Source organism: Uruburuella suis, assembly GCF_022870845.1.
GTDB classification, from domain to species: domain Bacteria; phylum Pseudomonadota; class Gammaproteobacteria; order Burkholderiales; family Neisseriaceae; genus Neisseria; species Neisseria suis.
Genome location: NZ_CP091507.1, coordinates 2,335,087 through 2,360,667, shown reverse-complemented (window position 1 = coordinate 2,360,667; position 25,581 = coordinate 2,335,087). Strand labels below are relative to the sequence as shown.

Here is a 25,581-nt window from a genome sequence, read left to right as displayed (position 1 = left end):
ATAAATTCGCCCAAAATAATTGTCAACAATTTATTCGAAAAAACTTTGCTGAATTTTTGATGTGCGGCAGAGGCGGATTTAATTAAACTACATCATTCGCGCAAGGCAGATTTTCAGGTCTGCGCGGGCGGCTGTCAGCAAAATAGTGCGGGAAAAAATAGCATCATGTGTCGGCAGCGGCGATATAATGCCCATTCCAAAAAAATCAGCCGGCAATGCGGGCGGATTGTTTTTATCGATTATGCAAACGCTTTACCAACGGAAAATATCATGAGCACCAAGCCGCGCTATGCCGTGTTTGGCAACCCGATTGCCCACAGTAAGTCTCCGCAAATCCACCTCCAATTTGCCCGTCAAGAAGGCGCGTCTATCGAATACGAACGCATTTTGGCCGAGCCGGAGCAGTTTGCCGCAGCGGCGGCGCGATTTTTTGCCGAAGGTGGCGCGGGCGCCAATGTGACCGTGCCGTTTAAAACCGATGCTTATGATTGGGTGGACGAGCATTCCGAGCGCGCCCGCACCGCCGGCGCGGTGAACACGCTGATTTTGTTGGCAGACGGCCGTGTTCGCGGCGACAACACCGACGGCATCGGCTTGGTAAACGATATTCTGCGCCAGGGTGCAACCATCAAAAATAAAAAAGTGCTGCTTTTGGGTGCGGGTGGCGCGGTGCGCGGCGTGTTGCAGCCGCTGTTGGCGCAAATGGCGGCCGAATTGGTGGTGGCCAACCGCACTTTATCGAAAGCAGCGGCGCTGGCCGATGCGTTTGGTGTGCAGGCGTGCGCCTTGGCCGATTTGCCGCATGCGCATTTCGATATCGTGATCAACGGCACATCGGGCGGCCTTGGCGGCGAAGTGCCGGCCATTAATGCCGCCGTGTTCGGCGCGTGCGAATTGGCTTACGATATGGTGTATGGTGAAGCGGCCGCCGCCTTTGCCGCTTTTGCCCACGCAGGCGGCGCGCGCACCGTTTCAGACGGCCTCGGTATGCTGGTGGGGCAGGCGGCGGCTTCTTATCAACTGTGGCGCGATTTTGCGCCCGATATTGCCGCCGTGATTCACGATATGAGAGAGGCGCATTATGCTTAAGTGGCTGCTGGCGCTGCCTTTTGCGGCGTTTATTCTGTTTAATGCCTATGTGTATGGCAATATCATTACCTATCGCGCCGTGGCGCCGCATCAAAGCGCGTTTATGAGCATGCGCATGAGCGAATTTCGTGATGCGGGCAAGGCGGTGGCGCTCGATTACCGTTGGGTGCCTTATCATGCTGTCTCCACCAACCTGAAAAAAGCGCTGATTGCCTCGGAAGACGCCAAATTCGCCGAACACGGCGGCTTCGATTGGAGCGGCATTCAAAGCGCCATCAAGCGCAATGAAAAAAGCGGCAAAGTGCGCGCCGGCGGCTCCACCATCAGCCAGCAGCTGGCGAAAAACCTGTTTCTCAACGACAGCCGCAGCTATATCCGCAAAGCCGAAGAAGCCGCCATCACCGCCATGCTCGAAGCCACCACCGATAAAGACCGCATTTTCGCGCTCTATTTAAACGTTATCGAATGGGCGCCCGGCGTGTTTGGCGCAGAAGCGGCATCGCAGCATTTCTACCAAAAAAGCGCCGACAAGCTCAGCCGCCAGCAGGCCGCCCAGCTCGCTGCACGCGTGCCGCGCCCGTTGTATTACGCCGCAAACCCGCGTGATAGAGCGTTGCGCAACAAAACCAACATCATCTTGCGGCGCATGGGCTCGGCAGAGTTGCCGGATACGGAATAAGGTGAGTCATCCAACAAGGCCGTCTGAAAAAGTTTTCAGACGGCCTTGTTCTCATTCCTGACAAATCTAACGGTTGTTCAAACCCAGCACATCCTGCATGTCATGCCCATTCAAAAAAGTAAGCTAACAAGGCAGCGAGCCACAGACAGTACACACGTACGGCAAGGCGAGGCAACGAAGTTAGGTTATTTTTTTGGATTGGTATCAAACAAACCTTTATTATGCCCGCGCAGCAGGTAGGTTGGGTTGTAAACCCAACAAATCCGCAAGCCGTCTGAAACCTTGGGTTTGTCAACCCAATCTACGCTGTTGCAGCATGCAGTTTTGTGTGATTTTCCCTTGCATTTCACTGTATTTGAATGAACATGAAACGCGAACAGCAATTGATTGAATGTTTGTGAAAAAGGCCGTCTGAAAGCTTTTCAGACGGCCTTTTCAAACAGATACGGATTATCAGTTGTTCAAGTGTTCAAACCCAGCACATCCTGCATATCAAACAACCCTTTGTCATGCCCGCGCAGCCACACGGCGGCGCGTACGGCACCGGCGGCAAACGTCATGCGGCTGCTGGCTTTGTGGCTGATTTCCACGCGTTCGCCGTCGGTGGCAAACAAGGCGGTGTGGTCGCCGACAATATCGCCGGCGCGCACGGTGGCAAAGCCGATGGTGGAAGGGTCGCGCGGGCCGGTGTGGCCTTCGCGGCCATACACGGCGCATTGCTTCAAATCGCGGCCGAGCGCGTCGGCAATCACTTCGCCCATGCGCAGCGCGGTGCCGCTGGGTGCATCCACTTTGTGGCGGTGGTGGCCTTCGATGATTTCGATGTCGTAGCCTTCGTTGAGCACGCGCGCCACGGTGTCGAGAATGTGAAAGGTGAGATTCACGCCCACGCTGAAATTGGCGGCAAACACAATGCCGGTTTGCTCGGCCGCGGCTTGAATGGCGGCTTTGCCGGCCTCATCGAAGCCGGTGGTGCCGATAACCATCTTCACACCGGCGGCGGCACATTTTTCAAGATGCGCCAAAGTGGGCTCGGGGCGGGTGAAATCAATCAGCACATCGCTGGCCGCGAGCACGGCATCGATATCGCTACTGATGGCCACGCCGGTTTTGAGGCCGAGTGAAAAACCGGCATCCAAGCCTAGGGCTTCGGAACCGGCATGCTCGAGCGCGCCGCTCAATGCGGTGTCGGGATGTTGGTGGATGGCTTCTACCAATACGCGCCCCATGCGGCCGTTGGCGCCGGCAATGGCAACTTTTAATGCAGTCATGATGTTTCCCGGTTTAAGGGTTTACGTTCCAAAGCGGCGCAGGTGCAGCCGGTTGCGGTGCGGCGGCTTGCTGCTCGGCTTGCGGGCGGGCGGCTTCGAGCTGCTGGATGGCGTGTTCGATCGCATTGCCCTCGGCGCGCACCAGTTGGTCGTTATCGAAATAAACCGTCAGCACGCGTAAATCTTCCACCACGCCGTTGCGGGCGATATTAAAGGTGTAGTCCCAACGGTTGGCATGGAAGGGGTCGCGCAAGAGCGGCGTGCCGAGCAAAAGCTGCACTTGGTCGCGGCTCATGCCCGGTTGCAATGATACGACGGCGCGCGGGTCAAGCTCGTTGCCCTGGATGACGGTGAGCTTGTAAGAGGGAAAATTCGACACGCGCTCGGCCGAGCAGCCGGCCACGGCAAAAAGGCCGGCAAGGGCCAAAAGCAGGGGTTTGTTCACGGGTTTACCTTTCGCGGATGATGTGCTTGGTGTGCAGTATGCCTGAAAGGTTCAGGCAATTGAAAACCTTTATCATCTAATAGTGGGCAAAGCGTTTAAAAATGCGTATTATAACGAGAATTACACCACACGGGTATGGAAACCATTATGGACAGCAATATCGCCCAATTAAAAGACAGCGGCCTCAAAGTGACCGGCCCGCGTTTGAAAATTTTGGATTTGTTTGAAGAGCATGCCGAAGAGCATTTGAGTGCGGAAGACGTTTACCGCATTTTGCTGGATGAAGGCGTGGAAATCGGCGTGGCCACCATCTATCGCGTGCTCACCCAATTCGAGCAGGCGGGCATTTTGCTGCGCCACCATTTCGAAACCGGCAAGGCGGTGTATGAGCTCAACACCGGCGGCCATCATGATCATATCGTGTGCGTGAAATGCGGCATTGTCACCGAATTCCACAACGATGAAATCGAAAAGCTGCAAGACAAAATTGCCGAAGAAAACGGCTATCGCATTGTTGATCATGCTTTGTATATGTATGGCGTGTGCGGCGAGTGCCGCAAAAAAGAAAAGCGCTGAAGCCGCTGCAGCTGCCTGGCTTTCAGACGGCCTGACTGCTGCTGCACAGGCCGTCTGAAGCATATGCAAGCCCGATTGTCCGGCAAGGCCGCAACAAGGTAGGCTGCTGTGGATATTCCCGTGTTAAACCCGAAAAGCCTGCACTTTCCCGATGTGCACAAAGCCATCGCCCGGCGCGACGGGCTGGTGGCGGTGGGCGGCGATTTGCGCACCGAGCGCTTGCTGGCCGCTTATGTGCAGGGCATTTTTCCGTGGTATTCAGACGGCCAGCCGATTTGCTGGTGGGCGCTGTCGCCGCGCACGGTGCTCTATCCGCACAAGCTGCACATCGGCCGCTCGCTGGCCAAAACCCTGCGCAACAAACCTTATGCCGTGAGCGCCAACCGCCATTTCCCCGCCGTGATTGCCGCCTGCGCCGCCGCGCCGCGCGAAGGGCAGGCCGGCACCTGGATTACCCGCGAAATGCAGAAAGCCTATATCCGCCTGCACGAAGCCGGCCATGCGCATTCATTTGAATGCTGGTATCCCGATGCGCAAGGCGGCCTGCAATTGGCCGGTGGCTTATATGGCGTGCAAATCGGGCGCGTGTTTTACGGCGAATCGATGTTTGCCCGCCAAAGCGATGCCTCTAAAATAGCCTTTGCCTGCGCCGTGCCTTATTTGGCCGAATGCGGCATAGAGCTAATCGACTGCCAGATGCACACCGCCCATTTAGCCCGCTTCGGCTCGGAGCGCATGCCTTTTGAAGATTTTCAGACGGCCTTATGCAGCCTGAGCGTCCAAGCGCTGCCGCAGCCCGTGGGACGGCAGGTGATTTATTCAACGTTGACAACCTAACCCAAAAGCTTGAGGAAAACCATGTCTTTGCAAAACATTATTGAAACCGCATTTGAAAACCGCGCCGAAATCACCCCCGCCAGCGTGAGCACCGAAGTGAAAAACGCGGTGTTGGAAACCCTGCGCCAGCTCGATTCGGGCGCTTTGCGCGTGGCCGAGCGCTTGGGCGTGGGCGAATGGAAGGTAAACGAGTGGGCGAAAAAAGCCGTGCTGCTTTCATTCCGCATTGCCGACAACGAAGTGCAAAACGACGGCGTCAACCAATATTTCGATAAAGTGCCGACCAAATTTGCCGACTGGAGCGAAGAAGAATTCAAAGCCGCCGGTTTTCGCGCCGTGCCCGGTGCCGTGGCGCGCCGCGGCAGCTTTGTGGCCAAAAACGTGGTGTTGATGCCCTCTTATGTGAACATCGGTGCTTATGTGGATGAAGGCGCAATGGTCGATACCTGGGCCACCGTGGGCTCGTGCGCACAAATCGGCAAAAACGTGCACTTGAGCGGCGGCGTGGGCATCGGCGGCGTGCTTGAGCCTTTGCAGGCCGCGCCCACCATTATCGAAGACAACTGCTTTATCGGCGCGCGCTCGGAAATCGTGGAAGGCGTGATTGTGGAAGAGGGCAGCGTGATTTCGATGGGCGTGTATATCGGCCAATCCACCAAAATCTACGACCGCGAAACCGGCGAAATCCACTACGGTCGCGTACCCGCAGGCTCGGTGGTGGTGTCGGGCAGCCTGCCCGCCGCCGATGGCAGCCACAGCCTTTATTGCGCCGTGATTGTGAAAAAAGTGGATGCCAAAACCCGCGCCAAAACCAGCGTAAACGAATTGCTGCGCGGCGTGTAAACGAAATGTCCAAAAGGCCGTCTGAAAGGCTTTCAGACGGCCTTTTGATGTTTTTTCGAGTGGTTCGGCGCTTCCCTGAATGAAGGATGCACGATGGGTTTTCAGAAACACTTTTTCTTTTTGATGTTGTTTACATTTGCTGCTTATTCGTTTGCAGAGTTGAAAAAAATCATTGCCGAATCGGCCTGAGCGCCGCCATGATTTTATGCGGCTGTTTGATTTACAGGATTGAATAATATGAATATTGAACCCCGCTGCCCCTGCCAATCGGGCCAAACCTATGCTGCTTGTTGTGCGCCCTTGCATCAAGGTGCGCGGCAGGCGGTGGATGCCGAGGCCTTGATGCGCTCGCGCTACAGCGCTTATGTGCGCTGCGATATCGATTATATTGTGGCCACCACGGTGCCGGCGCAGCAGGTGTTGCTTGATGGTGATGCGATGCGGCAATGGAGCGCCGGCACGCAATGGTGCGGCTTGGAGGTGTTACAGCATTGGCCGCGCGCGGGCAAGCACCATGCGGAGGTGGAATTTAAGGCTTGGTTTGACACGGCACAAGGGCGGCAGTACCATCATGAGCGCTCGGCTTTTGTGTGCATTGCGCAGCGCTGGTATTTTCTCAATCCCACCGTGCCGCTGCCGGGCATGAAAACGCCGTGTTTGTGCGGCTCGGGAAAGAAATTCAAGCAATGCTGCGGCGTGTTTTTGCGGGATTAGGTTTTCACGCAAAATAAAACCAAAGGCCGTCTGAAAGAAAAACTTTCAGACGGCCTTTGGTTTTTTCACACGCTTTACAAGCCTGCTGCGGCGCGCAGCTGTGCGGCTTTGTCGGTGCGCTCCCAGGTAAACTCGGGCTCTTCGCGGCCAAAGTGGCCGTAGGCAGCGGTTTTGCTGTAGATGGGGCGTTGCAGGTCAAGCATTTGGATAATGCCTTTCGGGCGCAGGTCGAAATGGCTGCGCACGATTTCAATCAGCTTTTCTTCATCCACTTTGCCGGTGCCGAAGGTGTCGATGGCAATCGAGGTGGGCTGGGCGATGCCGATGGCGTAGGAAATCTGAATCTGGCATTGGCTGGCGAGCCCGGCGGCCACGATGTTTTTGGCGACATAGCGGCAGGCATAGGCGGCCGAGCGGTCGACTTTGGTGGGGTCTTTGCCGGAAAACGCGCCGCCGCCGTGCGGCGCGGCGCCGCCGTAGGTGTCGACAATGATTTTGCGGCCGGTGAGGCCGCAATCGCCTTGCGGGCCGCCGATTACAAAGCGGCCGGTGGGGTTGATCAGGTATTTGGTGTCGGCGGTGAGCATGTCGGCCGGCAGCACCGGCTTGATGATGTGTGTTTTCACGGCTTCAATCAGCTCGTCACGCTCGATATGCGGCGCGTGCTGGGTGGAGAGCACCACGGTGTCGATGCGCTTGACCTTGCCGCTTTCAGCGTCATACACGCAGGTGAGCTGGGCTTTGGCATCGGGGCGCAGCCACGGCAGCAAGCCGCTTTTGCGCACTTCGCTTTGGCGCTGCATCAGGCGGTGGGCGTAATAAATGGCAAACGGCATCAGCGTGGGGGTTTCGTCGCAGGCATAGCCGAACATCAGGCCTTGGTCGCCTGCGCCCATATCCAAATCCACGCCTTCGCCTTCGTTTACGCCCTGGGCGATGTCGGGCGATTGCTCGTCGTAGCACACCATAACCGCGCAGCCATCGGCATCGAAGCCCATTTCGGAGCTGTTGTAGCCGATGCGCTTGATGGTTTCGCGCGCCACTTGGATATAGTTGATGTGGGCGCTGGTGCTCACTTCGCCGGCGAGCACGCACAAGCCTGTGTTGACCAGTGTTTCGGCGGCCACGCGGGCGGCCGGGTCTTGGCTGAGAATGGCATCCAAAACGGCATCGGAAATTTGATCGGCCACTTTGTCGGGATGGCCTTCAGACACCGATTCGGAAGTAAATAAAAATTCGCTCATGTATTTTCTCGCGGTGGAAAGGCGGCCTTTGCTACAATAAGCCTTATGCTTATCACAATTTATCCGCCATGCAAAAAATCTTATCCTTGCTGTTTCGCTTGATTGCCGCCATACCTCTGCCGGTGTTGCACCGCATCGGCAATGCTGCCGGCTCGCTGGCTTACCGCACCCAGCCCAAGCTGCGCGCGCGCATTCGCGATAACATTCAATCGGCACGGATTATAGCAGACAACACCGAAGCCGACACGCTGATTGAAGCGGTGTGCCGCGAAACCATGAAAGGCGGCTTGGAGCTGGCGGTGGCTTGGGTGCGGCCCAGCGAAGAAATCGCCGATTTGTTTCAAACGGTGCACGGCTGGGAATATGTTCAGACGGCCATGGCGGAGGGCAAAGGCCTGCTGCTGATCACGCCGCATTTGGGCAGCTATGATTTGGCCGGCCGCTACATCAGCCAGCAGTTGCCGTTTCCGCTCACCGCCATGTATCGGCCGCCGAAAATCGAAGCGCTGGGCGAAATCATGAATGCCGGCCGCGTGCGCGACAACGGCCGCACCGCGCCGGCCAATATGCAGGGTGTGAAGCAGGTGATTAAAGCGCTGCGCTCGGGCGAAGCCACTATTGTGCTGCCCGACCAGGTGCCCGGCGGCGGCGACGGCATTTGGGTGCAATTTTTCGACCGCGAAGCCTACACCATGACGCTGGCGGCCAAGCTGGCCAATGTGAAAAATGTGGCCACGCTTTTTTTCTGCGGCGAGCGCCTGCCTGAGGGTAAAGGCTTTGCGCTGCATATCGAGCCGATGCAGGGCGAATTGAGCGGCAACACAGAAGCCGATGTGCAGCTGATTAACGATAATGTCGAGCGCTGGATACGCCGCTTTCCCGAGCAATATTTGTTTTCGTATAACCGCTACAAGCATCCGGCAGGCGCGCCGCCGAGGCCGTCTGAAAGCGCAAACGCCAAAGAATCGGGCGAGGCTGTGTGATGGGCAGATGCAGGGTGGATAAGCGGCTGTTTGCATTTATTCACTTAAACATATTTTTGCGCTCAAAATCTTCTTGCGGTTGAAGTGTCAACAGCGCTAAAGGCCGTCTGAAACGTAAGCAATCAACGTTTCAGACGGCCTTGTTGTTAGATTCGAATGCGGTTCGGTTTTTGTGATTGCGCTTGATTTGAAGTAAAGCTCCAGTTTTATCGGCTGCGGCGCTTGAATGGCTAATCATTGATTTGCTGAATAATAAATTCAGACGGCATGGTGGAATGGCCTGAAAGCGGGAATCGGTTGATGCATAAAAACAAAACGGCTGATGTGTGTGCGGTATTTTGTAGATAAGTTTCAGATTTTTGACTTTTGCGGAGGCGATGGTCGGACTTGGATAGCATTTCCAATGTATACCAATTTGGATTCGGCATGATACGCATAAGCTGCTCTTGCGCGGGGCGACAGGTGGGCGGCCGTTTTTGGATATGTAGTTTTATGTAGCGAAGCAATTAAATTCTTATAAATAAATAAAATTGGTATTTAATTATTTATACATGCAGTGTTAAGAAAAATAAATTCAAGTTTGATTTAAATCACAATCAGCCGTTGCATAAGTCAGTAGAGTGCAGTTACATTTTATTACATGCAGGCGGCCGAATCAGGTGGTTTGCTGTGAAATGCCTCAGAGAATCCGTAATCAAACAAAATAATTTAGGAGTAATCATTCGATGGAAAACTGGACGCAAACATTGGGCGCGGGCCCTTTGCTTGGTATTGCGCTGGGCGCAATTGCGCTGATTTTGGTGCTGATTATCAAGTTTCGCCTGCACGCTTTGCTGACGATGGTGTTGGTCAGCCTGCTCACCGCCATTGCCACCGGCCTGCCGATGAGCAGCATTGTAAACGATGTGCTGATTAAAAGCTTCGGCGGCACACTGGGCAGCGTGGCTTTGCTGGTGGGCTTGGGCGCCATGCTCGGCCGCTTGGTGGAAACCTCGGGCGGGGCGCAATCGCTGGCCGATGCGCTGGTGCGCATGTTTGGCGAAAAGCGCGCCGCATTTGCGCTGGGTGTGGCCTCATTGATTTTCGGTTTTCCGATTTTCTTTGATGCCGGCTTGGTGGTGATGCTGCCGATTGTGTTTGCCACGGCGCGACGCATGAAGCAGCCGGTGCTCGCTTATGCGCTGGCCTCTATCGGTGCGTTTTCCGTGATGCATGTGTTTCTGCCGCCACATCCGGGTCCGATTGCCGCATCAGAATTTTACGGCGCAGGCATCGGCCAAGTGCTGCTGGTGGGCTTGCCGATTGCCTTTGTTACTTGGTATTTCAGCGGCTATCTGCTCGGCCAGGTGCTGGGCAAACGCATTCATGTGCCCGTGCCCGACCTGCTTTCAGGCGGCAAGCTGGATAACGACCAACCCAAAGAGCCGGCTTCTGCGGGCACTGTAGTGGGCATCATGCTGATTCCGATGCTGCTGATTTTTATGAACACCGGCCTGGCCACGCTGATCAGTGAAAAAGTGGTGAGCGCGGATGAGGGCTGGGTGCAGGTGTTGCGCATGATAGGCTCCACCCCGATTGCTTTGCTGATTTCTGTGTTGGTGGCGCTTTATGTGTTGGGTATCCGCCGCGGCGAAACCGGCAGCGCGCTGGAAAAAACCGTCGACGGCGCACTCGGCCCCGTGTGCTCGGTGATTTTGATTACCGGTGCCGGCGGCATGTTTGGCGGCGTGTTGCGCGCTTCGGGCATCGGCCAGGCGTTGGCCGACAGCATGGGTGATTTGGGTATTCCCGTGTTGCTGGGCTGCTTTTTGGTGGCTGTGGTGTTGCGCATTGCGCAAGGCTCTGCCACCGTGGCGCTCACCACCGCTGCTGCGCTGATGGCGCCTGCCGTGATGGCTGCGGGCTATAATGAATGGCAGCTTGCCTGCGTGGTGTTGGCCACAGCTGCCGGCTCCGTGTGCGCCAGCCATGTCAACGATTCAGGCTTCTGGCTGGTCGGCCGTTTGCTCGATATGGATGTGCCCACTACCTTGCGTACTTGGACTGTTAACCAAACCCTGATTGCCGTGATCGGCTTTGCACTTTCTGCCACCGCTTTCGTGCTGCTGGGTTGAAAGGAGTAACCATATGTCACAACAAACCGTACATTTCGTGGTGATGGGTGTATGCGGCTGCGGTAAAACCACCGCCGCTCAAGCCTTGCAAGCCGATTTCAACAGCCCTTATGCCGAAGGCGACGATTTCCACACTCAGGCCAACCGCGACAAAATGGGCGCCGGCATTCCGCTTACCGATGAAGACCGCTATCCGTGGCTGCGCAACCTGCGCGACTGGATGAGCGAGCAGAGCGGTAAAGGCGAGCGCTACAGCGTGGTAACGTGCTCAGCGCTCAAGCGCCAATACCGCGATATTCTGCGCGAAGCCGAGGGCGAAGTGGTGTTTATCCACTTGGCACCGCCGCACGATGTGAACCTGGCCCGCATGATGGCCCGCAAAGGCCATTATATGAAAGCCGAAATGCTTACATCGCAAGAAGCGATTTTGGAAGAGCTGGGTGCCGATGAAGCCGGCGTGCGCATCGATAATGCCGGTGAGCCGGCTGAGGTGGAAGCCGAAATGCTGGCCTGGGTGAAAGCGCAAGGCTTTGGCGGATAAGGATAATGGAAGTGCGAAAGGCCGTCTGAAACGCTTTCAGACGGCCTTTTTTCATTTGTTTGCAAACTAAATTATTTAAAAATCATATTAATACCATTTAAAATAAATAATCTATAATAAAGCCCATTCACAAGCCACCAGCGAACAGAGTTTGTCTTTTTCTGCAACCAACGCATTCCACGCAATGCAGCCAGCCTCTACAATCTGCTCATAGCCCTTATAACAACGGTTGGATAAGGAGGTTTGCTTCAGTTGCCGCCATACCCGCTCTATGGGGTTCAGTTCCGGTGAATATGGCGGCAGTTTCAATATGGATACGTTTTTCAGCTCATGAAAATCTTGATGCCAGCCCGCACCGTCCATCACCACCACGGCATGCCGGCCTTCGGGGGTTTCTTTCGATATTTGCTGTAAATGCAGCAGCATCGCTTCTTTGTTGACACCGGGCATCACCAAAGCGGCTGTTGCTCCCGTTGTTAAACAAACAGCGCCAAATATATAGGCGTATTCAAACTGCTGTTGGCGGATAAGGCGAGGCCTTTTTCCCTTTTCGTGCCATACGCGGGTGAGACTGCCTTGTTGTCCGATACGGCTTTCGTCTTGAAACCAAATGTCGACTTGTCCGGGCTTGATGTGTTCAGGTAATACGGCTTTTACTTCGTCAACAAAGTTTTTTTAAAAGCGTCTTGCGCTTCTGGGTCGGCCTGTGGATGGCGGCTGCGAGCGGTTATCCAGCTCATGCCGATACGGTGCAATAAAGGATACAGGCTGCTGCTGTGTTTGTAGTGGGCATTGAATTCTTGAGCGGCAATGGTATGGATGTCTTCGGCCGTGAGCCTGCCGCCTTCGCGCTTTTCTTGCTCTTCGATGATACGTTGTTTGAAGGCTTGATGGTCTTCCGGCTTTAGTTTGCTGCTGCGGCCTGGGCGCTGTTTGTCGTAAATGGCCTGTTCGATGCCGAATTCCCAATATTTGCGCCGCAATATGTGTATGGTAAGGGGATTCAATCCGAACAGTGGGGCGATTTCTTCGGGTGCTTGGCCTTGTTGCAGTTGGTGCAGTATAAACAAGCGTGTCCGAGCCCGCGGGTGGGGTTCGGTTTTGGCGAGTTTGATAAAATCATGCTCGGTGAGTTGGTGGTTTTTTGGGGTCAGTTTAGGCATGGGGCGATTATAGCTTATTTATTTTTATTGGTATAATTTAAAAGTAAAGCCCATTCAAAAAATAGCCTTGCTGCGTTGGCTCCCTTGCTGTACGTGTGTACTGCCTTCGGCTCGCCACCTCGCCAGCTTACTTTTTTGAATGAGTATTAAACCATGCCGCTATAAAAAACAACGCGCCGTTTGCGCGGCGCGTTGTTGGTTTGCCGAGGTTTCAGACGGCCTTGAATCTTACCTAGGCCGTCTGAAGCCGGTGTTACACGTTTACTTTTTCGGCAACATCGTTGTAGCTGTCGATTTCGTTGAAGTTCATGTAACGGTACACTTCATCGCCTTTTTCGTTGATGATACCGATATTGGCTTGGTATTCCTCAACAGTGGGGATTTTGCCCAGCTTCGAGCAAATCGCCGCCAGCTCTGCCGAGCCGAGGTAAACAAAGGTGTTTTTACCCAAACGGTTGGGAAAGTTGCGGGTGGAAGTGGACATCACGGTTGCGCCTTCGCGCACTTGCGCCTGGTTGCCCATGCACAATGAGCAGCCGGGCATTTCCATGCGTGCGCCGCTGCGGCCGAGAATGCCGTAATAGCCTTCTTCGGTGAGCTGTTGCGCGTCCATTTTGGTCGGCGGTGCCACCCACAGGCGCACGGGGATGTCGCTCTTGCCTTCGAGCAGCTTGCCGGCGGCGCGGAAGTGGCCGATGTTGGTCATGCACGAGCCGATAAACACTTCGTCGATTTTGGTGCCGCTCACTTCCGACATGAATTTCACATCGTCAGGGTCGTTCGGGCAGGCCACGATCGGCTCTTTGATGTCGTCCATATTGATTTCGATAACGGCAGCGTATTCGGCATCTTGGTCGGCATCGAGCAGCTTGGGATCGGCCAGCCAGGCTTCCATCGCTTTGATGCGGCGCTCGAGGGTGCGCGGATCTTTGTAGCCGTCGGCAATCATGTTTTTCATCAACACAACGTTAGACTTCATATACTCGATAATCGGCGCTTCGTTGAGCTTTACGGTACAACCGGCGGCAGAGCGCTCGGCCGAAGCATCGCTCAATTCAAAAGCTTGTTCCACTTTTAAATCGGGCAGGCCTTCGATTTCGAGAATGCGGCCGGAGAAAATATTTTTCTTACCGGCTTTGGCCACGGTGAGCAAGCCTGCTTTAATGGCATAGAGCGGAATGGCGTTGACCAAATCGCGCAAGGTAACACCCGGTTGCAGCTTGCCGGAGAAACGCACCAGCACCGATTCGGGCATGTCCAGCGGCATCACGCCGGTGGCGGCGGCAAAGGCCACCAAGCCTGAGCCTGCGGGGAAGGAGATGCCGATGGGGAAGCGGGTGTGCGAGTCGCCGCCGGTGCCCACGGTGTCGGGCAGGAGCAGGCGGTTGAGCCATGAGTGGATCACGCCGTCGCCCGGGCGCAAGGCCACGCCGCCGCGGGTGGAGATAAATTCGGGCAGCTCTTTGTGGGTGCGCACGTCTACCGGTTTCGGGTAGGCGGCGGTGTGGCAGAACGACTGCATCACCAAATCGGCCGAGAAGCCCAAGCAGGCCAAATCTTTCAGCTCATCGCGGGTCATCGGGCCGGTGGTGTCTTGTGAGCCGACTGTGGTCATGCGCGGCTCGCAGTAGGTGCCGGGGCGCACGCCTTGGCCTTCGGGCAAACCGCAGGCGCGGCCGACCATTTTTTGCGCCAGCGAGAAGCCGGCTTGGGTTTCAGCCGGTGCTTGCGGCAGGCGGAATTCGGTGGAAGCGGGCAAGCCTAAGGCTTCGCGGGCTTTGGCGGTGAGGCCGCGGCCGATAATCAGGTTGATGCGGCCGCCGGCCTGCACTTCATCGAGCAGCACTTGCGATTTTAGCTCGAATTCGGCCACGGTTTCGCCGTTTTTCACGATTTTGCCTTCATAAGGCAGAATATCGACCACGTCGCCCATTTGCAGGGCGGCCACGTCTACTTCAATCGGCAGTGCGCCGGAATCTTCTTGTGTGTTGAAGAAAATCGGAGCGATTTTGCCGCCGAGGCACACGCCGCCGAAGCGTTTGTTGGGCACAAACGGAATGTCGTGGCCGGTGTGCCAGATCACGGAGTTGGTGGCGGATTTGCGCGAAGAGCCGGTGCCGACCACATCGCCGACATAGGCCACGAGGTTGCCTTTGGCTTTCAATTCTTCCAGCAATTTGATGGGGCCGATTTCGCCGGCTTTATCGGGCACAATGCCGTCGCGCGGGTTTTTCAGCATGGCCAGCGCGTGCAGCGGAATATCGGGGCGGCTCCACGCATCGGGCGCGGGCGACAAATCATCGGTGTTGGTTTCGCCGTCTACCTTGAACACGGTAACGGTGATTTTTTCGGGCACTTTTTCGCGGGAGGTAAACCATTCGGCATCAGCCCATGATTTCAGCACTTCTTGTGCGTGTTGGTTGCCTTTTTCGGCTTTTTCCTGCACATCGTGGAAGGCATCGAACATCAGCAAGGTGTGTTTGAGGGCTTCGGCGGCGATGGGTGCGAGCTTGTTGTTGTCGAGCAGCTCGATCAAAGGATGGATATTGTAGCCGCCGAGCATGGTGCCCAGCAATTCGGTGGCGTATTCGGGGCTGATCAGCGGGCTTTGCGCGCTGCCTTCGGCCACGGCTGCCAGAAATGAGGCTTTGACTTTGGAGGCGTCGTCCACGCCGGGCGGCACACGGTGTGCCAGCAGCTCAACCAGGAATTCGCCCTCACCGGCAGGCGGGTTTTTCAGCAGCTCCACCAAGTCGGCGGTTTGCTGGGCGGTGAGGGGCAGGGCGGGAATGCCCAGAGCTTCGCGCTCTGCGGCTGCTTTACGATAGGCTTCTAACATCTCTTTGTTCCTTTTGCGGTTTTTCTTCTGGGGGCTGACTGCGCATTGTAGTGTGCAGTAGTGCGGATATCATAAACCAAAAACGGGTAAATAGGAATCCCCTGCCGGCAATCTTTGTTTGGATGTAAAAGGCCGTCTGAAAGCGCTTTGTTGTTTAATGCCAAAGGTTTTCAGACGGCCTGTTGATGAGGTGGCGAATATTGTTTATATTGATATGAATGATTGCTTTTGCATGTGCCGGGAGCAATATCCAAAATGTGTTTGCCTGCATGAAGGCTGCATCAAACGCGTTCAGACAGCCTTGGCAGATGGGAGCGCATCAGCGCACAAAACGATACGCCACATCACGTATCACATTATCCCTGTCGGTAAGATAGGAATGGCGCGAGACACCGCCTTCCACCCGCTCTTGATAATGGTAAGTCAATACATTGTTGTTGCGGGTGGTGCCCGTGGGCACGCTGGTGACATAACGCTTATCTTCCAGCCAACTATATACACGGCCATCGGATACCTCTTCGATATAATCGGGTTCTCGCCCTTTTGCCCGGTATACCGTTTCAATGGGTTTGCCCACATAGCTTTGCCGGTCTATCGATTCCAGCAACCACGGCCCATCCGCGCAAGCCGTTAACAACAGGCACACCGCCCATATACCAAGCAGTTTATGCAAACAGCTTTTCATAACGACCCCTTTCATTTCAGCTTTGATTTTCAACATTAACCAATAGGAGTGTTCACTCTAACATCAACCCGTCGCCATTGTCACTTTTTCAATTTCGCCCAAGGGTTACCTATCATAGGCTGCCTGCATGATGCGGCTAGCTCAATAAATACAAACGTGTTGCCAACGCGGCGGCGGCAAAAGGCTATAATGCGTTTTTTGTAGCCGGAAACGGCGCTTTTTTGATGCTTTTGAAGTTTGTCGCTTGATGTGTGCGGCGGCTCTGAGGCAACATTTTTAAGGTTGGATTATGCTTTCATCTGCCCGCAGCCGGATTTCTACCGGCTTTTTATTATTTGCCATTATTGCGCTGGCGGCCAATTTGCGCACGCCGATTGTGGCGGTGGGGCCGGTGGTAGGCTTTATTCGTGAAGATTTAGGTGTGTCGGGCTCGTTTATCGGGCTGGTGGCGGCTTTACCCATGCTGGCGTTTGCGCTGTTTTCACCGTTGGCGGCACGGCTGGCGCGGCGCTTCGGTATGGAAAATGTACTGGTCGGCTCAATTGTGTTGCTGGTTGCGGGCATGATATTGCGCTCGGTGCTGCCCTCGGCTGTGCTGTTGTTGGCGGGCACAATGGTGATCGGGGCGGCGATTGCGATGGGCAATGTGTTGCTGCCGGCGCTGGCCAAGCGCAGCCTGCCTACGCGCGTGGGCTTGGTGGTGGGGGCAGTGTCGGCCACGATGTCGGTGTCGTCTATGGTGGCGGCGGCGGTGGCGGTGCCGTTGGCGCAATGGCAAAACTGGCGTTGGTCGTTGGGCATTTGGGCCTTGTTGGGGCTGGTGGCGCTGGCGGCTTGGCTGCGTATTCGTGCGCAAGGTGTGGTGAGTGCTGCGGATGAGCCGCAAGCGGTGGCGGGCGGGCTGAATGTGTGGCGTTCGCGCGCGGCTTGGTGTATCAGCCTGTTTATGGGCATTCAGTCGGTGATGTTTTATTCGATTGTGAACTTTCTGCCCTCGGTGTTGGTGGAAAAAGGCATGACGCCGCTGGCGGCCGGCGGCTACAGCTCGCTGTTGCAGGCGGCTTCGCTGGCGGGGGTATTGGCGGTGTCGGCGCGATTCGGCCGCAGCACGCACAAACAGCGGTTTTGTTTGCTGGCCTCGTTGCTGCTGCTGGCGGGCGTGGCGGGGGTGTGGTTGGGCACGCCGGGTCAGATGTGGCTGTGGGTGTCGCTGATCGGCATTGGCGGCTCGGGGGTGTTTTCGATTGTGTTGATGCTGTTTGTGTTGCGCACGCAGAGCATTAATGAATCGGCTTCTTTGTCGGGCATGGCGCAATCGGTGGGTTATTTGATTGCGGTGCTGGGGCCTTTGGGCATGGGGGTGCTGTATGACCACTTGGACTCATGGTCGGATGCGATGGCGGTGTTGGTGGCGCTGATGCTGGTGGAATGTGTGCTGGCTTGGTTTGCCGCGAGCCCGAAAACGCTGGCGCAAAGCAAGGCGGGCTGAGGGCTTTTCAATCATTTGTAAAATAATACCAATCCAAAAAAATAACCTAACTTCGTTGTCTTGCCTTGCCGTACTATTTGTACCGTCTGCGGCTCGCCGCTTTGCTAGCTTACTTTTTTGAATGGGTATAAAAAATGATTTACAGCAACACAGGCCGTCTGAAAGCTTTCAGACGGCCTGTGTTGCAGGTGCTTGTTTGATGATTAATTGCCGTTATCCGGGCGCGAGGCCGGGTCGGTTGAAGGCGGCAGCATCGGCAGCACGCGCACTTTTTCGGGCACATCGCCGGTGAGTGTGCCAAGGAAGGCCACGATATTGCCCACTTCTTCTTCAGGCAGGGCTTTGCCCAATTGCGCCTGCCCCATAATGGATACGGCTTTGTTGAGCTCCCACACGCTGCCATCGTAGAAGTAGGGGTAAGTCATGGCTACGTTGCGCAGGCCGGGCACGCGGAAAATATATTTGTCATCTTCGGCCTGAGTCACTTCAAAGCGGCCTTCGTCATGTTTTTTGCTGCCGGTGAATTTCCAATAAGGGCCGTCAACCAGGCCGAATTTTTGGAACGAATTGCCGCCAAGCGTGACGCCGGCGTGGCAGGCAATACAGCCGTTATCCATAAACGATTTCAAGCCTTTGCGCTCTTGTTCGTTGAGCGCGCTGATGTTGCCTTTGAGGTAATCGTCCCAACGGGTGGGCGTGAGCAGGGTGCGCTCGAAAGCCGCAATGGCATGGGTGATGTTGTCAAACGTGATTTGGCCTTTTTCATCGCCATACACGTCTTTAAACATTTTTTGATATTCGGGAATGTGGGCGATTTTGGCTACCACGGCTTCTTTGCTCGGCATGGCCATTTCCACCGGATTGAGCAGCGGGCCGCCGGCCTGCTCTTCCACGTCAACCGCGCGGCCATCCCAAAATTGGCTGCCGAGCAGGGCGGCGTTGAGCGCGGTGGGGGAATTGCGGCCGCCAAATAAGCCTTTATAGCCTTGGCTGGTGGGCATATTGTCCACGCCGTAGCTGGCCAGGTTGTGGCAGGAATTGCAGCTTACGGTGTTGCCGCGCGAGAGGCGCGGCTCATACCATAATTGCTGGCCGAGCTGGATTTGGCCTTCGGTGAGCGGCTGGGCGGCGTCGATTTCGGCGCGTGCCGGCAGCGGTTGGAAGATGCCTTGCGCTTTGGTAAGCAAGTCTTTGTCTTCAGCGCTGGCGCTGCTGTTGTCATATTGTGCCGGCGCTTGCGCGGCAGCGGAGGCGGCTTGCGGGGCGGGAGCTTGCTCGGCCGGTTTGTCTTGGCAGGCATTCAAAGCCAAAAGAGAAGCCAGTGCGAGGGTGCTGAGGCGGAAAGTGGTTTTCATGATGCGTTCCTTTATGCAATATACAAGCGTGAAAGCCTTAATGCGGTGTTGTTGTCTTTTTTATGGTGCGGCCGAGAAGTGATGAAGATATTGAAAACTCAACTATTTTTTCGGCTTACAGAAGCAAGTATAGAGGGCGTGGTTTAAAAAGGATTGCGCCAAATCAAATCATTGAGTGTGATAGTGGAAAGCTAATAACCCTATAGCTTGTGGCAATATTTAATAGATAGCAGACAGGCCGTCTGAAAAAGTGCGTCGCGCTTGCTTCTGGCGGGGCTTTGTTTTAAAGTTGGCGGCAATCTGCCAAAGTGAGAAAAACATGAAAATTACGGTAATGGGTGCCGGCGCCTGGGGCACTGCCTTAGCCATACATTTTGCCCGGCATGGCCACGATGTCACCATGTGGGCAAGAAACGCCCAGCATGTGCAAGATTTGGCGCAAGCGCGCGAAAATGCGCGCTATCTGCCGGGCTTTGCCTTTCCGGATGCTTTGCAAATGCAAGCCGATTTGGGCGCTGCGTTGCAAGGCTCGGAGCTGGTGCTGATGGTCACGTCCGTGGCCGGTCTGCGCGACAGCGCGCAGCGGCTGATTGAGCATAACGCCGGCCATCTGCCCGTGCTCACCGCCTGCAAAGGCTTCGAGCAAGACAGCGGCCTGCTCACCTTTCAGGTGGTGAAAGATGTGTTGCCCGATAATCCGTGCATCGGTGTGTTGTCCGGCCCCAGCTTTGCGCAAGAGCTGGCGCGGCAGCTGCCGTGTGCCGTGGTGCTGGCCTCGGAAAACAAAGCCTGGATTGAAGAGATGGTGCACGAATTAAACACCCAGGTGATGCGCCTTTACGGTAGCGAAGATGTGATTGGCGTGGCCGTGGGCGGCGCCGTGAAAAACATCATGGCAATTGCCACCGGCCTTTCAGACGGCCTCGAATATGGCCTCAATGCCCGCGCAGCCTTGGTCACGCGCGGCCTGGCTGAAATCACCCGCTTGGCCGTGGCGATGGGTGCACAACCCAAAACCATGATGGGGCTGGCCGGTGTGGGCGACCTGATTCTCACCTGTACCGGCGCGCTCTCGCGCAACCGCCGCGTCGGCCTCGGTTTGGCCGAAGGCAAAGAATTGCACGAAGTGCTCAAAGAAATCGGCCATGTGTCGGAAGGCGTGAGCACCATCGAAGAAGTGTTCAACAGCGCTTGCAAATACCAAATCGATATGCCCATCACGCAAACGCTGTTGCAATTGCTGCGCAAAGAATTAACCGCCGAGCAAGTGGCCGAGCGCTTGATGGAGCGTGAAGCCCGATTTGAATAAACGCTGGCGCAAAAGCGTGTAAAGGCCGTCTGAACGCATTCAGACGGCCTTTGTTGACAGCGCCGCATCCTGCCCTTATGCTTGCCGGCATACCCATTAAGGTGCGGCATTATGAATCAGTCTTTGGAAAAACTGGAAGTCAGCGTTTACCGGCTGGCGCAAAAATTTGAAACCGTGGTAAGCGAAAACAAACGCTTGCACGAAGAAATAGGCCGTCTGAAAAACGAGCAGGCGCAGCAAAAAAACGAACATCAGGCCGCGGTAGACGAATTGAGCGAAGCGCTGCTGGTGCAAGTGGGCAAGCTGAAAGAAGATTTGCAAAGCAAAATCGACACCCTGCTTGCTGAAAACCACAGCCAGCGCGAATTGCTGGGCAGCAGCGCCGAGCGCATCCGCGCCCTGCTGCTGCGTTTGCCGCAAGAGGCGGCTGCCGAAGAGGAGGACAATCAATGAGCAGCGAGCAAATCAGCATCACCATTATGGGGCGCGCGTTCAATATCGGCACCCCGCCCGAGGAGAAAGCCACGCTGCTGCAAGCGGTGGATATGCTCAACCAGAAAATCAATGCCATCAAGCAGGGCGGGCGCATTATCGAAACCGATAAAATCGCCATTATGGCTGCACTCAACGTGGTGCACGATTTATTGAAAATGTCGATGAAAGATGATTTGGCAATCGGCGAATTTGAGCGTAAAATAACAGACATGGCAGCGGTGTGCGACAAGGCTTTAGCCAAGTTGCCGCCCGGCCAGTAAAGCTTCTTTTCCCTGCGGTGTGCGTGAAGGCATATATTCCTTTGAACCAATACGTTCGCTTTAGGTTGCCGGGAGTGCAGTGGGCGTGAGCGTTTGCTTGCAGATGCACCCGAAACTGCCCGAGGTGACCACCTTGTCAGCAAGGTTCAAGCGGATCGAGGCCCGAACGGCATCTGCGGGGATTCCCATTTGAAAAAAAAGCACCGCCAAAACGGTGCTTTTTTCATGACGGCATACTTGAAATGCAACACTTTTGTAGTCATCGCGCCGCCGTGGCGGCGAAATATTTCCGACTGCCCGAATTTAATTGACAGAATATCAAATCATCTCTAAAATCGGCAGCTTTCTATATATTTGTTTGGACTCCTCCTTATGAAAACCTTTTCAGCTAAACCGCACGAGGTGAAGCGCGAATGGTTCGTCATCGATGCTCAAGATAAAGTTTTGGGTCGCGTTGCCGCCGAAATCGCTCACCGTCTGCGTGGCAAACACAAACCCGAATACACTCCGCACGTTGACACCGGCGATTACATTATCGTTATCAATGCCGACAAACTGCGCGTAACCGGCAATAAAGCGCTGGATAAAAAATACTACCGCCACTCAGGCTATCCCGGCGGCATCTACGAACGCAACTTCACCGAAATGCAAGAGAAATTTCCCGAGCGCGTTTTGGAAAAAGCCGTTAAAGGCATGTTGCCCAAAGGCCCCTTAGGTTACGCCATGATTAAAAAGCTGAAAGTGTATGCCGGTGCCGAGCACGGCCACGCTGCCCAACAACCCAAAGTTTTGGAAATCTAAGGACACGACATGAACGGTAAATACTACTACGGCACAGGCCGCCGCAAAAGTTCAGTGGCTCGTGTGTTTCTGCAAAAAGGCACCGGCCAAATCACAGTAAACGGCCGCCCGGTTGACGAATTTTTCGCCCGCGAAACCAGCCGCATGGTGGTGCGCCAACCTTTGGTGCTGACCGAAAACGGCGAAGCTTTCGATATTAAAGTCAACGTGGTTGGCGGCGGTGAAACCGGCCAATCAGGTGCCATCCGCCACGGCATCACCCGTGCGCTGATTGACTATGATGCCGCATTGAAACCGGCTCTGTCACAAGCCGGCTTCGTTACCCGCGATGCGCGTGAAGTGGAACGTAAAAAATTCGGCTTGCGCAAAGCCCGTCGCGCCAAACAATTCTCGAAACGTTAATGATTTGTTGTTTCGCAAAGCCCCGCACGATGCGGGGCTTTTTATTGTGCCTTTGCGGGCTTGTCGCAAAATGACGGCATAGGGTATCAAATTTCGTTGTTTTGTGAAAATAAATGCAAGGAACGTGGGCGCCAGGCAAGCGACGTGTATGATTGAAGCCGTTGCCGCAAAGCGCGCAATGGCGCGGTTTATCAGGCTTTGCGGTTGTTTTCAATAGTGTATCGGGAGGAAAAAATGGGTTGGATTGTTACCATTATTGTGGGTTTTATTGTGGGTGTGTTGGCTAAATTGCTGCACCCGGGCAAAGACGATCTGGGCTTTATTATGACCACTTTGCTGGGCATTGGTGGTGCGCTTTTGGCCGGTTGGGTAGGCCAGGCAGCGGACTGGTATGAGGCAGGCCAACCGGCCGGCTGGATTGCCTCTACGATTTTCGCAGTGATTATTTTGGCGATTTACACGCGCGTGATTAAGAAATAATTGCCGAAGGTGAGTGTGAAAAAGCAGGCGTATGCCTGCTTTGTTATTGGTTTTTCAGACGGCCTTTTTAACCATGCGTAAAAAAATCGTTTATTGGATCAAGCAAGTCGCCCAAACTTTGGTTATGGTGGCTTTGCTGGCTTTTGCCGTGGATTGGTACCGCCGCCCGGTGCAGCCGGCCGGCATGGCGGATGCGCCGGTGCATACTTTATCGGGGCGGCATACTTCGCTGGCCGAGCTTTCAGACGGCCAAACGGTGGTGGTGTATTTCTGGGGTAGCTGGTGCGGCATTTGTCGCTATACTTCGCCCGTGGTCAACCGGTTGCACCAAGCCGGTGTGCCGGTGCTGGGCGTGGCGCTGCGCTCGGGCTCGCCGCAAGAGGTGGGCGCTTATATGCAGCGCCAGCAGTTGCATTTCGATAATGTGAATGATGAGCGCGGTGTGTTGTCGCAGCAATGGCAGGTGCAGGTTACGCCGACTGTGGCGCTGGTGAAAAACGGGCGTTTGATTCACAGCACTTCCGGTGTAAGCAGCTATTGGGGCTTGCGCAGCAGGATATGGTTGGCGGATCAATGGCATTAAATGATGATAATGGTATTAAATGATGATATTGATGATGCCGAAAGGCCGTCTGAAGCTTTCAGACGGCCTATAAGCTAATGATAGCCAAGGATATAAGTTTCTGAATATGCTGCTGTTTGAATGTGCAATTTATGTTGGTGGTAATGGTTAAATAGGCATCAGGCCGTCTGAAAACCAAAAAAAGCACGCATGTGTTTGCGTGCTTTTTGATAAAAGGCCGGGCGCTTAGGCCAAAGGTTGAAGCAGCTTTTCAAAGGCATCGGAAAATTGTTGCAGGCCGTCTTGTTGCAGGCGCTCGGCCAAGGCTTCCAAGTCGATGCCTAATTTGCCGACTTCAGCCAATTGCGCGAATGCCTCTTGGGTGTTGTCGGCCAGCGTGGCTTTGGCGGTGCCGTGGTCGATAAAGGCTTGCAAAGTGGCATCGGGCACGGTGTTGACGGTGTGTGCGCCAATCAGGCTGTCAACATAAAGCGTGTCGGGATAGGCCGGGTTTTTCACGCCGGTGGAGGCCCACAGCAGTTGCATGCGGTTGGCGCCTTTTGCGGCCAGTCCGGCAAATTCAGGGCTGCTGAAGAATTTTTCCCAATCATCGTAAGCGGCTTTGGCCAAAGCGATGGCCACTTTGCCTTGCAGTGCTTCGGGCAGGGTGGCATCCAGCGCGTTGTCGATGCGCGACAAGAAGAAGCTGGCCACCACTTGAATGCCGTCTACCGGCTTACCCTCGGCCAAGCGCGCTTCGAGGCCGCGCACATAGGCGGCATAGGCTTTGAGGGTTTGGGCGCGCGAAAACAGCAGGGTGAGGTTGATGCTGAGGCCGTCGGCCACCAATTGCTGCAGCGCTTCCACGCCGGCATCGGTGGTGGGCACTTTGATTAACACGTTTTTACGGTTGATGGCTGCGTGCAGGCGGCGGGCTTCGGCCACGGTGCCTGCCGCATCGTGCGCCAGCTCGGGCGATACTTCAAGGCTGACAAAGCCGGTTTTGCCGCCGCTGGCTTCGAATTCGGGCAGGCACACATCGCAAGCGGCCTGCACATCGGCAATGGCCAGCGTTTCGTAGCGTTGTTTGGCGGTGAGGTTTTGCTGTTTGAGGGCGGCGATTTCGTCTGCATAAAGTGCATCGCCCGCAAAGGCTTTTTGGAAAATGGCCGGGTTGGAGGTGACACCGCACACGCCTTGCTGCAACATTTTTGCCAATTCGCCGCTTTGAATCAGCGAGCGCGAGAGGTTGTCCAACCAGATTTGTTGTCCTAAAGCTTTAACGTCCGATAAAATAGTCATCTCTGAAACCCTTTATTAATGATGGTGTGGGATTTGAAATCCTACCCCGAAATCACTGGTTTGAATAGAGCCGGCAGGAAATAACATGGGAAATACAATGCAAAATCAATATACAGAATGGGCGCGGCAAGTGCTGAGCACGGAAGCCGAAGCTTTGCAGGAAGTGTCGCGCGGGCTGGATGAGGCTTTTGTGCAGGCCGTTGAGGCGATTTTGCATTGCCATGGGCGCGTGGTGGTGATGGGGATAGGTAAGTCCGGCCACATCGGCCGCAAAATCGCCGCCACCATGGCCTCCACCGGCACGCCGGCTTTTTTCGTGCATCCGGCCGAAGCCGCCCACGGTGATTTGGGCATGATTGTGGATGGCGATGTGGTGGTGGCTTTGTCCAATTCGGGCGAGAGCGATGAAGTTACCTCGATTCTGCCGGCCTTAAAGCGCAAAAATGTGCAACTGGTGTGCATCACGGGGCGCCCGCATTCCACCATGGCGCGTTATGCCGATATCCACATTACCTGCACGGTGTCGCACGAAGCCTGCCCTTTGGGCTTAGCCCCCACTTCCAGCACCACAGCCATGCTGGCGCTGGGCGATGCGCTGGCGGTGGTGTTGCTGCAGGCGCGTGAGTTTACCTTGGCCGATTTTGCGCTCAGCCATCCGGCCGGCAGCTTGGGAAAGCGCTTGTTGATACGGGTGAAAGACTTGATGCATAGCGGCGATGAATTGCCTGCCGTGGTCGAGGGCACACTATTGAAAGACGGCATCGTGCGCATGAGCGAAACCGGCTTGGGCATGTTGGCGATTGTAAACAAACAAGGCTGCATCAAAGGCATTTTCACCGACGGCGATTTGCGCCGCCTGTTTCAAGGCCGCGATGATTTTACCGGCTTGTTGGTAGAAGAAGTGATGCATCCGGGCCCGCAAACCATTTCGCCCGATAAGCTGGCCACCGAAGCGCTGAAGCAGATGCAGCAATCCCGGGTGAGCGGCTTGCTGGCCGCCGATGAAAACGGCCGCTTGGTCGGTGCGCTCAATATGCATGATTTACTTAAAGCGCGTATTATCTGAAAGCGCTTAACCTTTTTTAGTGGCAATCTGTTCAGAC

The 25,581-nt window shown here is 55.2% G+C and carries 27 protein-coding genes and 1 other RNA gene; 19 read left to right on the top strand and 9 right to left on the bottom strand.

Annotated features, from left to right (window positions below; genetic code table 11):
* The first annotated feature begins 270 nt into the window (after nucleotides 1-270).
* Both aroE and mtgA read left to right on the top strand, forming a co-directional pair.
* Nucleotides 271-1,089, top strand: a complete 819-nt coding sequence (aroE, locus tag LVJ78_RS10765; protein WP_132954050.1) for a shikimate dehydrogenase — start codon at nucleotides 271-273, stop codon at nucleotides 1,087-1,089.
* Entirely contained in the window at nucleotides 1,082-1,768 is a 687-nt protein-coding gene (gene mtgA / locus LVJ78_RS10760; protein ID WP_132954051.1) for a monofunctional biosynthetic peptidoglycan transglycosylase, read from the top strand. Before aroE ends, mtgA begins: the two co-directional genes overlap by 8 nt.
* Before the next feature lie 461 nt (nucleotides 1,769-2,229).
* Here the strand turns inward: mtgA and dapB are convergent, their stop codons facing one another.
* On the bottom strand, nucleotides 2,230-3,039 hold the full coding sequence (dapB, locus tag LVJ78_RS10755) for a 4-hydroxy-tetrahydrodipicolinate reductase (RefSeq protein ID WP_132954052.1): 810 nt from the start codon (nucleotides 3,037-3,039) through the stop codon (nucleotides 2,230-2,232).
* A 13-nt stretch (nucleotides 3,040-3,052) separates the two neighbouring features.
* Nucleotides 3,053-3,484 carry an outer membrane protein assembly factor BamE gene (locus LVJ78_RS10750; protein ID WP_132954053.1) on the bottom strand — a complete coding sequence of 144 codons (432 nt, stop codon included), beginning with the start codon at nucleotides 3,482-3,484 and terminating at the stop codon, nucleotides 3,053-3,055.
* 135 nt (nucleotides 3,485-3,619) lie between these two features.
* Between LVJ78_RS10750 and fur the strand changes: the two genes are divergently transcribed.
* The 4 genes from fur (at nucleotide 3,620) to LVJ78_RS10730 (ending at nucleotide 6,454) form a co-directional block, all read left to right on the top strand.
* Nucleotides 3,620-4,060 carry a ferric iron uptake transcriptional regulator gene (fur, locus tag LVJ78_RS10745; RefSeq protein WP_424580115.1) on the top strand — a complete coding sequence of 147 codons (441 nt, stop codon included), beginning with the start codon at nucleotides 3,620-3,622 and terminating at the stop codon, nucleotides 4,058-4,060.
* A 108-nt stretch (nucleotides 4,061-4,168) separates the two neighbouring features.
* On the top strand, nucleotides 4,169-4,897 hold the full coding sequence (gene aat / locus LVJ78_RS10740) for a leucyl/phenylalanyl-tRNA--protein transferase (RefSeq protein ID WP_132954054.1): 729 nt from the start codon (nucleotides 4,169-4,171) through the stop codon (nucleotides 4,895-4,897).
* 21 nt (nucleotides 4,898-4,918) lie between these two features.
* On the top strand, nucleotides 4,919-5,740 hold the full coding sequence (dapD, locus tag LVJ78_RS10735) for a 2,3,4,5-tetrahydropyridine-2,6-dicarboxylate N-succinyltransferase (RefSeq protein WP_132954055.1): 822 nt from the start codon (nucleotides 4,919-4,921) through the stop codon (nucleotides 5,738-5,740).
* Between the two features lie 237 nt (nucleotides 5,741-5,977).
* The gene (locus LVJ78_RS10730) at nucleotides 5,978-6,454 is read left to right on the top strand and encodes a YchJ family protein (protein ID WP_132954056.1); all 477 of its coding nucleotides are present in this window, start codon (nucleotides 5,978-5,980) and stop codon (nucleotides 6,452-6,454) included.
* A 74-nt stretch (nucleotides 6,455-6,528) separates the two neighbouring features.
* Here the strand turns inward: LVJ78_RS10730 and metK are convergent, their stop codons facing one another.
* Nucleotides 6,529-7,698 (bottom strand): methionine adenosyltransferase, encoded by a 1,170-nt coding sequence (metK, locus tag LVJ78_RS10725; RefSeq protein ID WP_132954057.1) that lies wholly within the window; start codon nucleotides 7,696-7,698, stop codon nucleotides 6,529-6,531.
* A gap of 68 nt (nucleotides 7,699-7,766) precedes the next feature.
* Between metK and LVJ78_RS10720 the strand changes: the two genes are divergently transcribed.
* The 3 genes from LVJ78_RS10720 (at nucleotide 7,767) to LVJ78_RS10710 (ending at nucleotide 11,336) form a co-directional block, all read left to right on the top strand.
* Nucleotides 7,767-8,681: a lysophospholipid acyltransferase family protein gene (locus tag LVJ78_RS10720; protein WP_132954058.1), complete on the top strand. Its 915-nt coding sequence runs from the start codon at nucleotides 7,767-7,769 to the stop codon at nucleotides 8,679-8,681.
* 725 nt (nucleotides 8,682-9,406) lie between these two features.
* Complete coding sequence (locus LVJ78_RS10715) at nucleotides 9,407-10,795, top strand: GntP family permease (RefSeq protein ID WP_132954059.1); 1,389 nt, start codon at nucleotides 9,407-9,409, stop codon at nucleotides 10,793-10,795.
* Nucleotides 10,796-10,808: 13 nt separating this feature from the next.
* Complete coding sequence (locus tag LVJ78_RS10710) at nucleotides 10,809-11,336, top strand: gluconokinase (protein ID WP_132954060.1); 528 nt, start codon at nucleotides 10,809-10,811, stop codon at nucleotides 11,334-11,336.
* Between the two features lie 111 nt (nucleotides 11,337-11,447).
* Here the strand turns inward: LVJ78_RS10710 and LVJ78_RS10705 are convergent, their stop codons facing one another.
* The 4 genes from LVJ78_RS10705 to LVJ78_RS10690 all read right to left on the bottom strand — a co-directional run bounded on the left by LVJ78_RS10705 (nucleotide 11,448) and on the right by LVJ78_RS10690 (nucleotide 16,059).
* Nucleotides 11,448-11,948: an IS630 family transposase gene (locus LVJ78_RS10705; protein ID WP_244802609.1), complete on the bottom strand. Its 501-nt coding sequence runs from the start codon at nucleotides 11,946-11,948 to the stop codon at nucleotides 11,448-11,450.
* 41 nt (nucleotides 11,949-11,989) lie between these two features.
* A complete protein-coding gene (locus LVJ78_RS10700) occupies nucleotides 11,990-12,499 on the bottom strand; it encodes a winged helix-turn-helix domain-containing protein (protein ID WP_244802557.1) in 510 nt (169 codons plus the stop codon).
* 253 nt (nucleotides 12,500-12,752) lie between these two features.
* Nucleotides 12,753-15,338, bottom strand: coding sequence for a bifunctional aconitate hydratase 2/2-methylisocitrate dehydratase (acnB, locus tag LVJ78_RS10695; protein ID WP_132954369.1), 2,586 nt, complete (start codon nucleotides 15,336-15,338; stop codon nucleotides 12,753-12,755).
* Between the two features lie 319 nt (nucleotides 15,339-15,657).
* Nucleotides 15,658-16,059, bottom strand: a complete 402-nt coding sequence (locus tag LVJ78_RS10690; RefSeq protein ID WP_132954368.1) for a hypothetical protein — start codon at nucleotides 16,057-16,059, stop codon at nucleotides 15,658-15,660.
* A 253-nt stretch (nucleotides 16,060-16,312) separates the two neighbouring features.
* Here LVJ78_RS10690 and LVJ78_RS10685 point away from each other — a divergent pair, with 253 nt between their 5' ends.
* Nucleotides 16,313-17,512 carry an MFS transporter gene (locus tag LVJ78_RS10685; RefSeq protein ID WP_132954367.1) on the top strand — a complete coding sequence of 400 codons (1,200 nt, stop codon included), beginning with the start codon at nucleotides 16,313-16,315 and terminating at the stop codon, nucleotides 17,510-17,512.
* A 203-nt stretch (nucleotides 17,513-17,715) separates the two neighbouring features.
* Here the strand turns inward: LVJ78_RS10685 and LVJ78_RS10680 are convergent, their stop codons facing one another.
* On the bottom strand, nucleotides 17,716-18,867 hold the full coding sequence (locus LVJ78_RS10680; protein WP_132954366.1) for a cytochrome-c peroxidase: 1,152 nt from the start codon (nucleotides 18,865-18,867) through the stop codon (nucleotides 17,716-17,718).
* Nucleotides 18,868-19,186: 319 nt separating this feature from the next.
* Here LVJ78_RS10680 and LVJ78_RS10675 point away from each other — a divergent pair, with 319 nt between their 5' ends.
* The 8 genes from LVJ78_RS10675 to LVJ78_RS10640 all read left to right on the top strand — a co-directional run bounded on the left by LVJ78_RS10675 (nucleotide 19,187) and on the right by LVJ78_RS10640 (nucleotide 23,197).
* On the top strand, nucleotides 19,187-20,176 hold the full coding sequence (locus tag LVJ78_RS10675; RefSeq protein ID WP_132954365.1) for an NAD(P)H-dependent glycerol-3-phosphate dehydrogenase: 990 nt from the start codon (nucleotides 19,187-19,189) through the stop codon (nucleotides 20,174-20,176).
* 111 nt (nucleotides 20,177-20,287) lie between these two features.
* The gene (locus LVJ78_RS10670; RefSeq protein WP_132954364.1) at nucleotides 20,288-20,629 is read left to right on the top strand and encodes a hypothetical protein; all 342 of its coding nucleotides are present in this window, start codon (nucleotides 20,288-20,290) and stop codon (nucleotides 20,627-20,629) included.
* Nucleotides 20,626-20,931 (top strand): cell division protein ZapA, encoded by a 306-nt coding sequence (locus LVJ78_RS10665; RefSeq protein ID WP_132954363.1) that lies wholly within the window; start codon nucleotides 20,626-20,628, stop codon nucleotides 20,929-20,931. Before LVJ78_RS10670 ends, LVJ78_RS10665 begins: the two co-directional genes overlap by 4 nt.
* A 6-nt stretch (nucleotides 20,932-20,937) precedes the next feature.
* A non-coding RNA gene (ssrS, locus tag LVJ78_RS10660) (6S RNA) lies at nucleotides 20,938-21,117 on the top strand.
* A 186-nt stretch (nucleotides 21,118-21,303) separates the two neighbouring features.
* Nucleotides 21,304-21,732 (top strand): 50S ribosomal protein L13, encoded by a 429-nt coding sequence (gene rplM / locus LVJ78_RS10655; RefSeq protein ID WP_047759909.1) that lies wholly within the window; start codon nucleotides 21,304-21,306, stop codon nucleotides 21,730-21,732.
* A gap of 9 nt (nucleotides 21,733-21,741) precedes the next feature.
* Entirely contained in the window at nucleotides 21,742-22,134 is a 393-nt protein-coding gene (rpsI, locus tag LVJ78_RS10650; protein ID WP_132954362.1) for a 30S ribosomal protein S9, read from the top strand.
* Nucleotides 22,135-22,368: 234 nt separating this feature from the next.
* Nucleotides 22,369-22,614 carry a GlsB/YeaQ/YmgE family stress response membrane protein gene (locus LVJ78_RS10645; protein WP_132954361.1) on the top strand — a complete coding sequence of 82 codons (246 nt, stop codon included), beginning with the start codon at nucleotides 22,369-22,371 and terminating at the stop codon, nucleotides 22,612-22,614.
* A 73-nt stretch (nucleotides 22,615-22,687) separates the two neighbouring features.
* Nucleotides 22,688-23,197, top strand: a complete 510-nt coding sequence (locus tag LVJ78_RS10640) for a protein disulfide oxidoreductase (RefSeq protein ID WP_132954374.1) — start codon at nucleotides 22,688-22,690, stop codon at nucleotides 23,195-23,197.
* A 225-nt stretch (nucleotides 23,198-23,422) separates the two neighbouring features.
* Here LVJ78_RS10640 and tal read toward each other — a convergent pair whose 3' ends face one another.
* On the bottom strand, nucleotides 23,423-24,478 hold the full coding sequence (tal, locus tag LVJ78_RS10635; RefSeq protein WP_132954360.1) for a transaldolase: 1,056 nt from the start codon (nucleotides 24,476-24,478) through the stop codon (nucleotides 23,423-23,425).
* A gap of 97 nt (nucleotides 24,479-24,575) precedes the next feature.
* On the opposite strand from tal, the gene LVJ78_RS10630 reads away from it, so the two are divergent.
* Nucleotides 24,576-25,544, top strand: a complete 969-nt coding sequence (locus LVJ78_RS10630) for a KpsF/GutQ family sugar-phosphate isomerase (RefSeq protein ID WP_132954373.1) — start codon at nucleotides 24,576-24,578, stop codon at nucleotides 25,542-25,544.
* Nucleotides 25,545-25,581 lie beyond the last annotated feature (37 nt).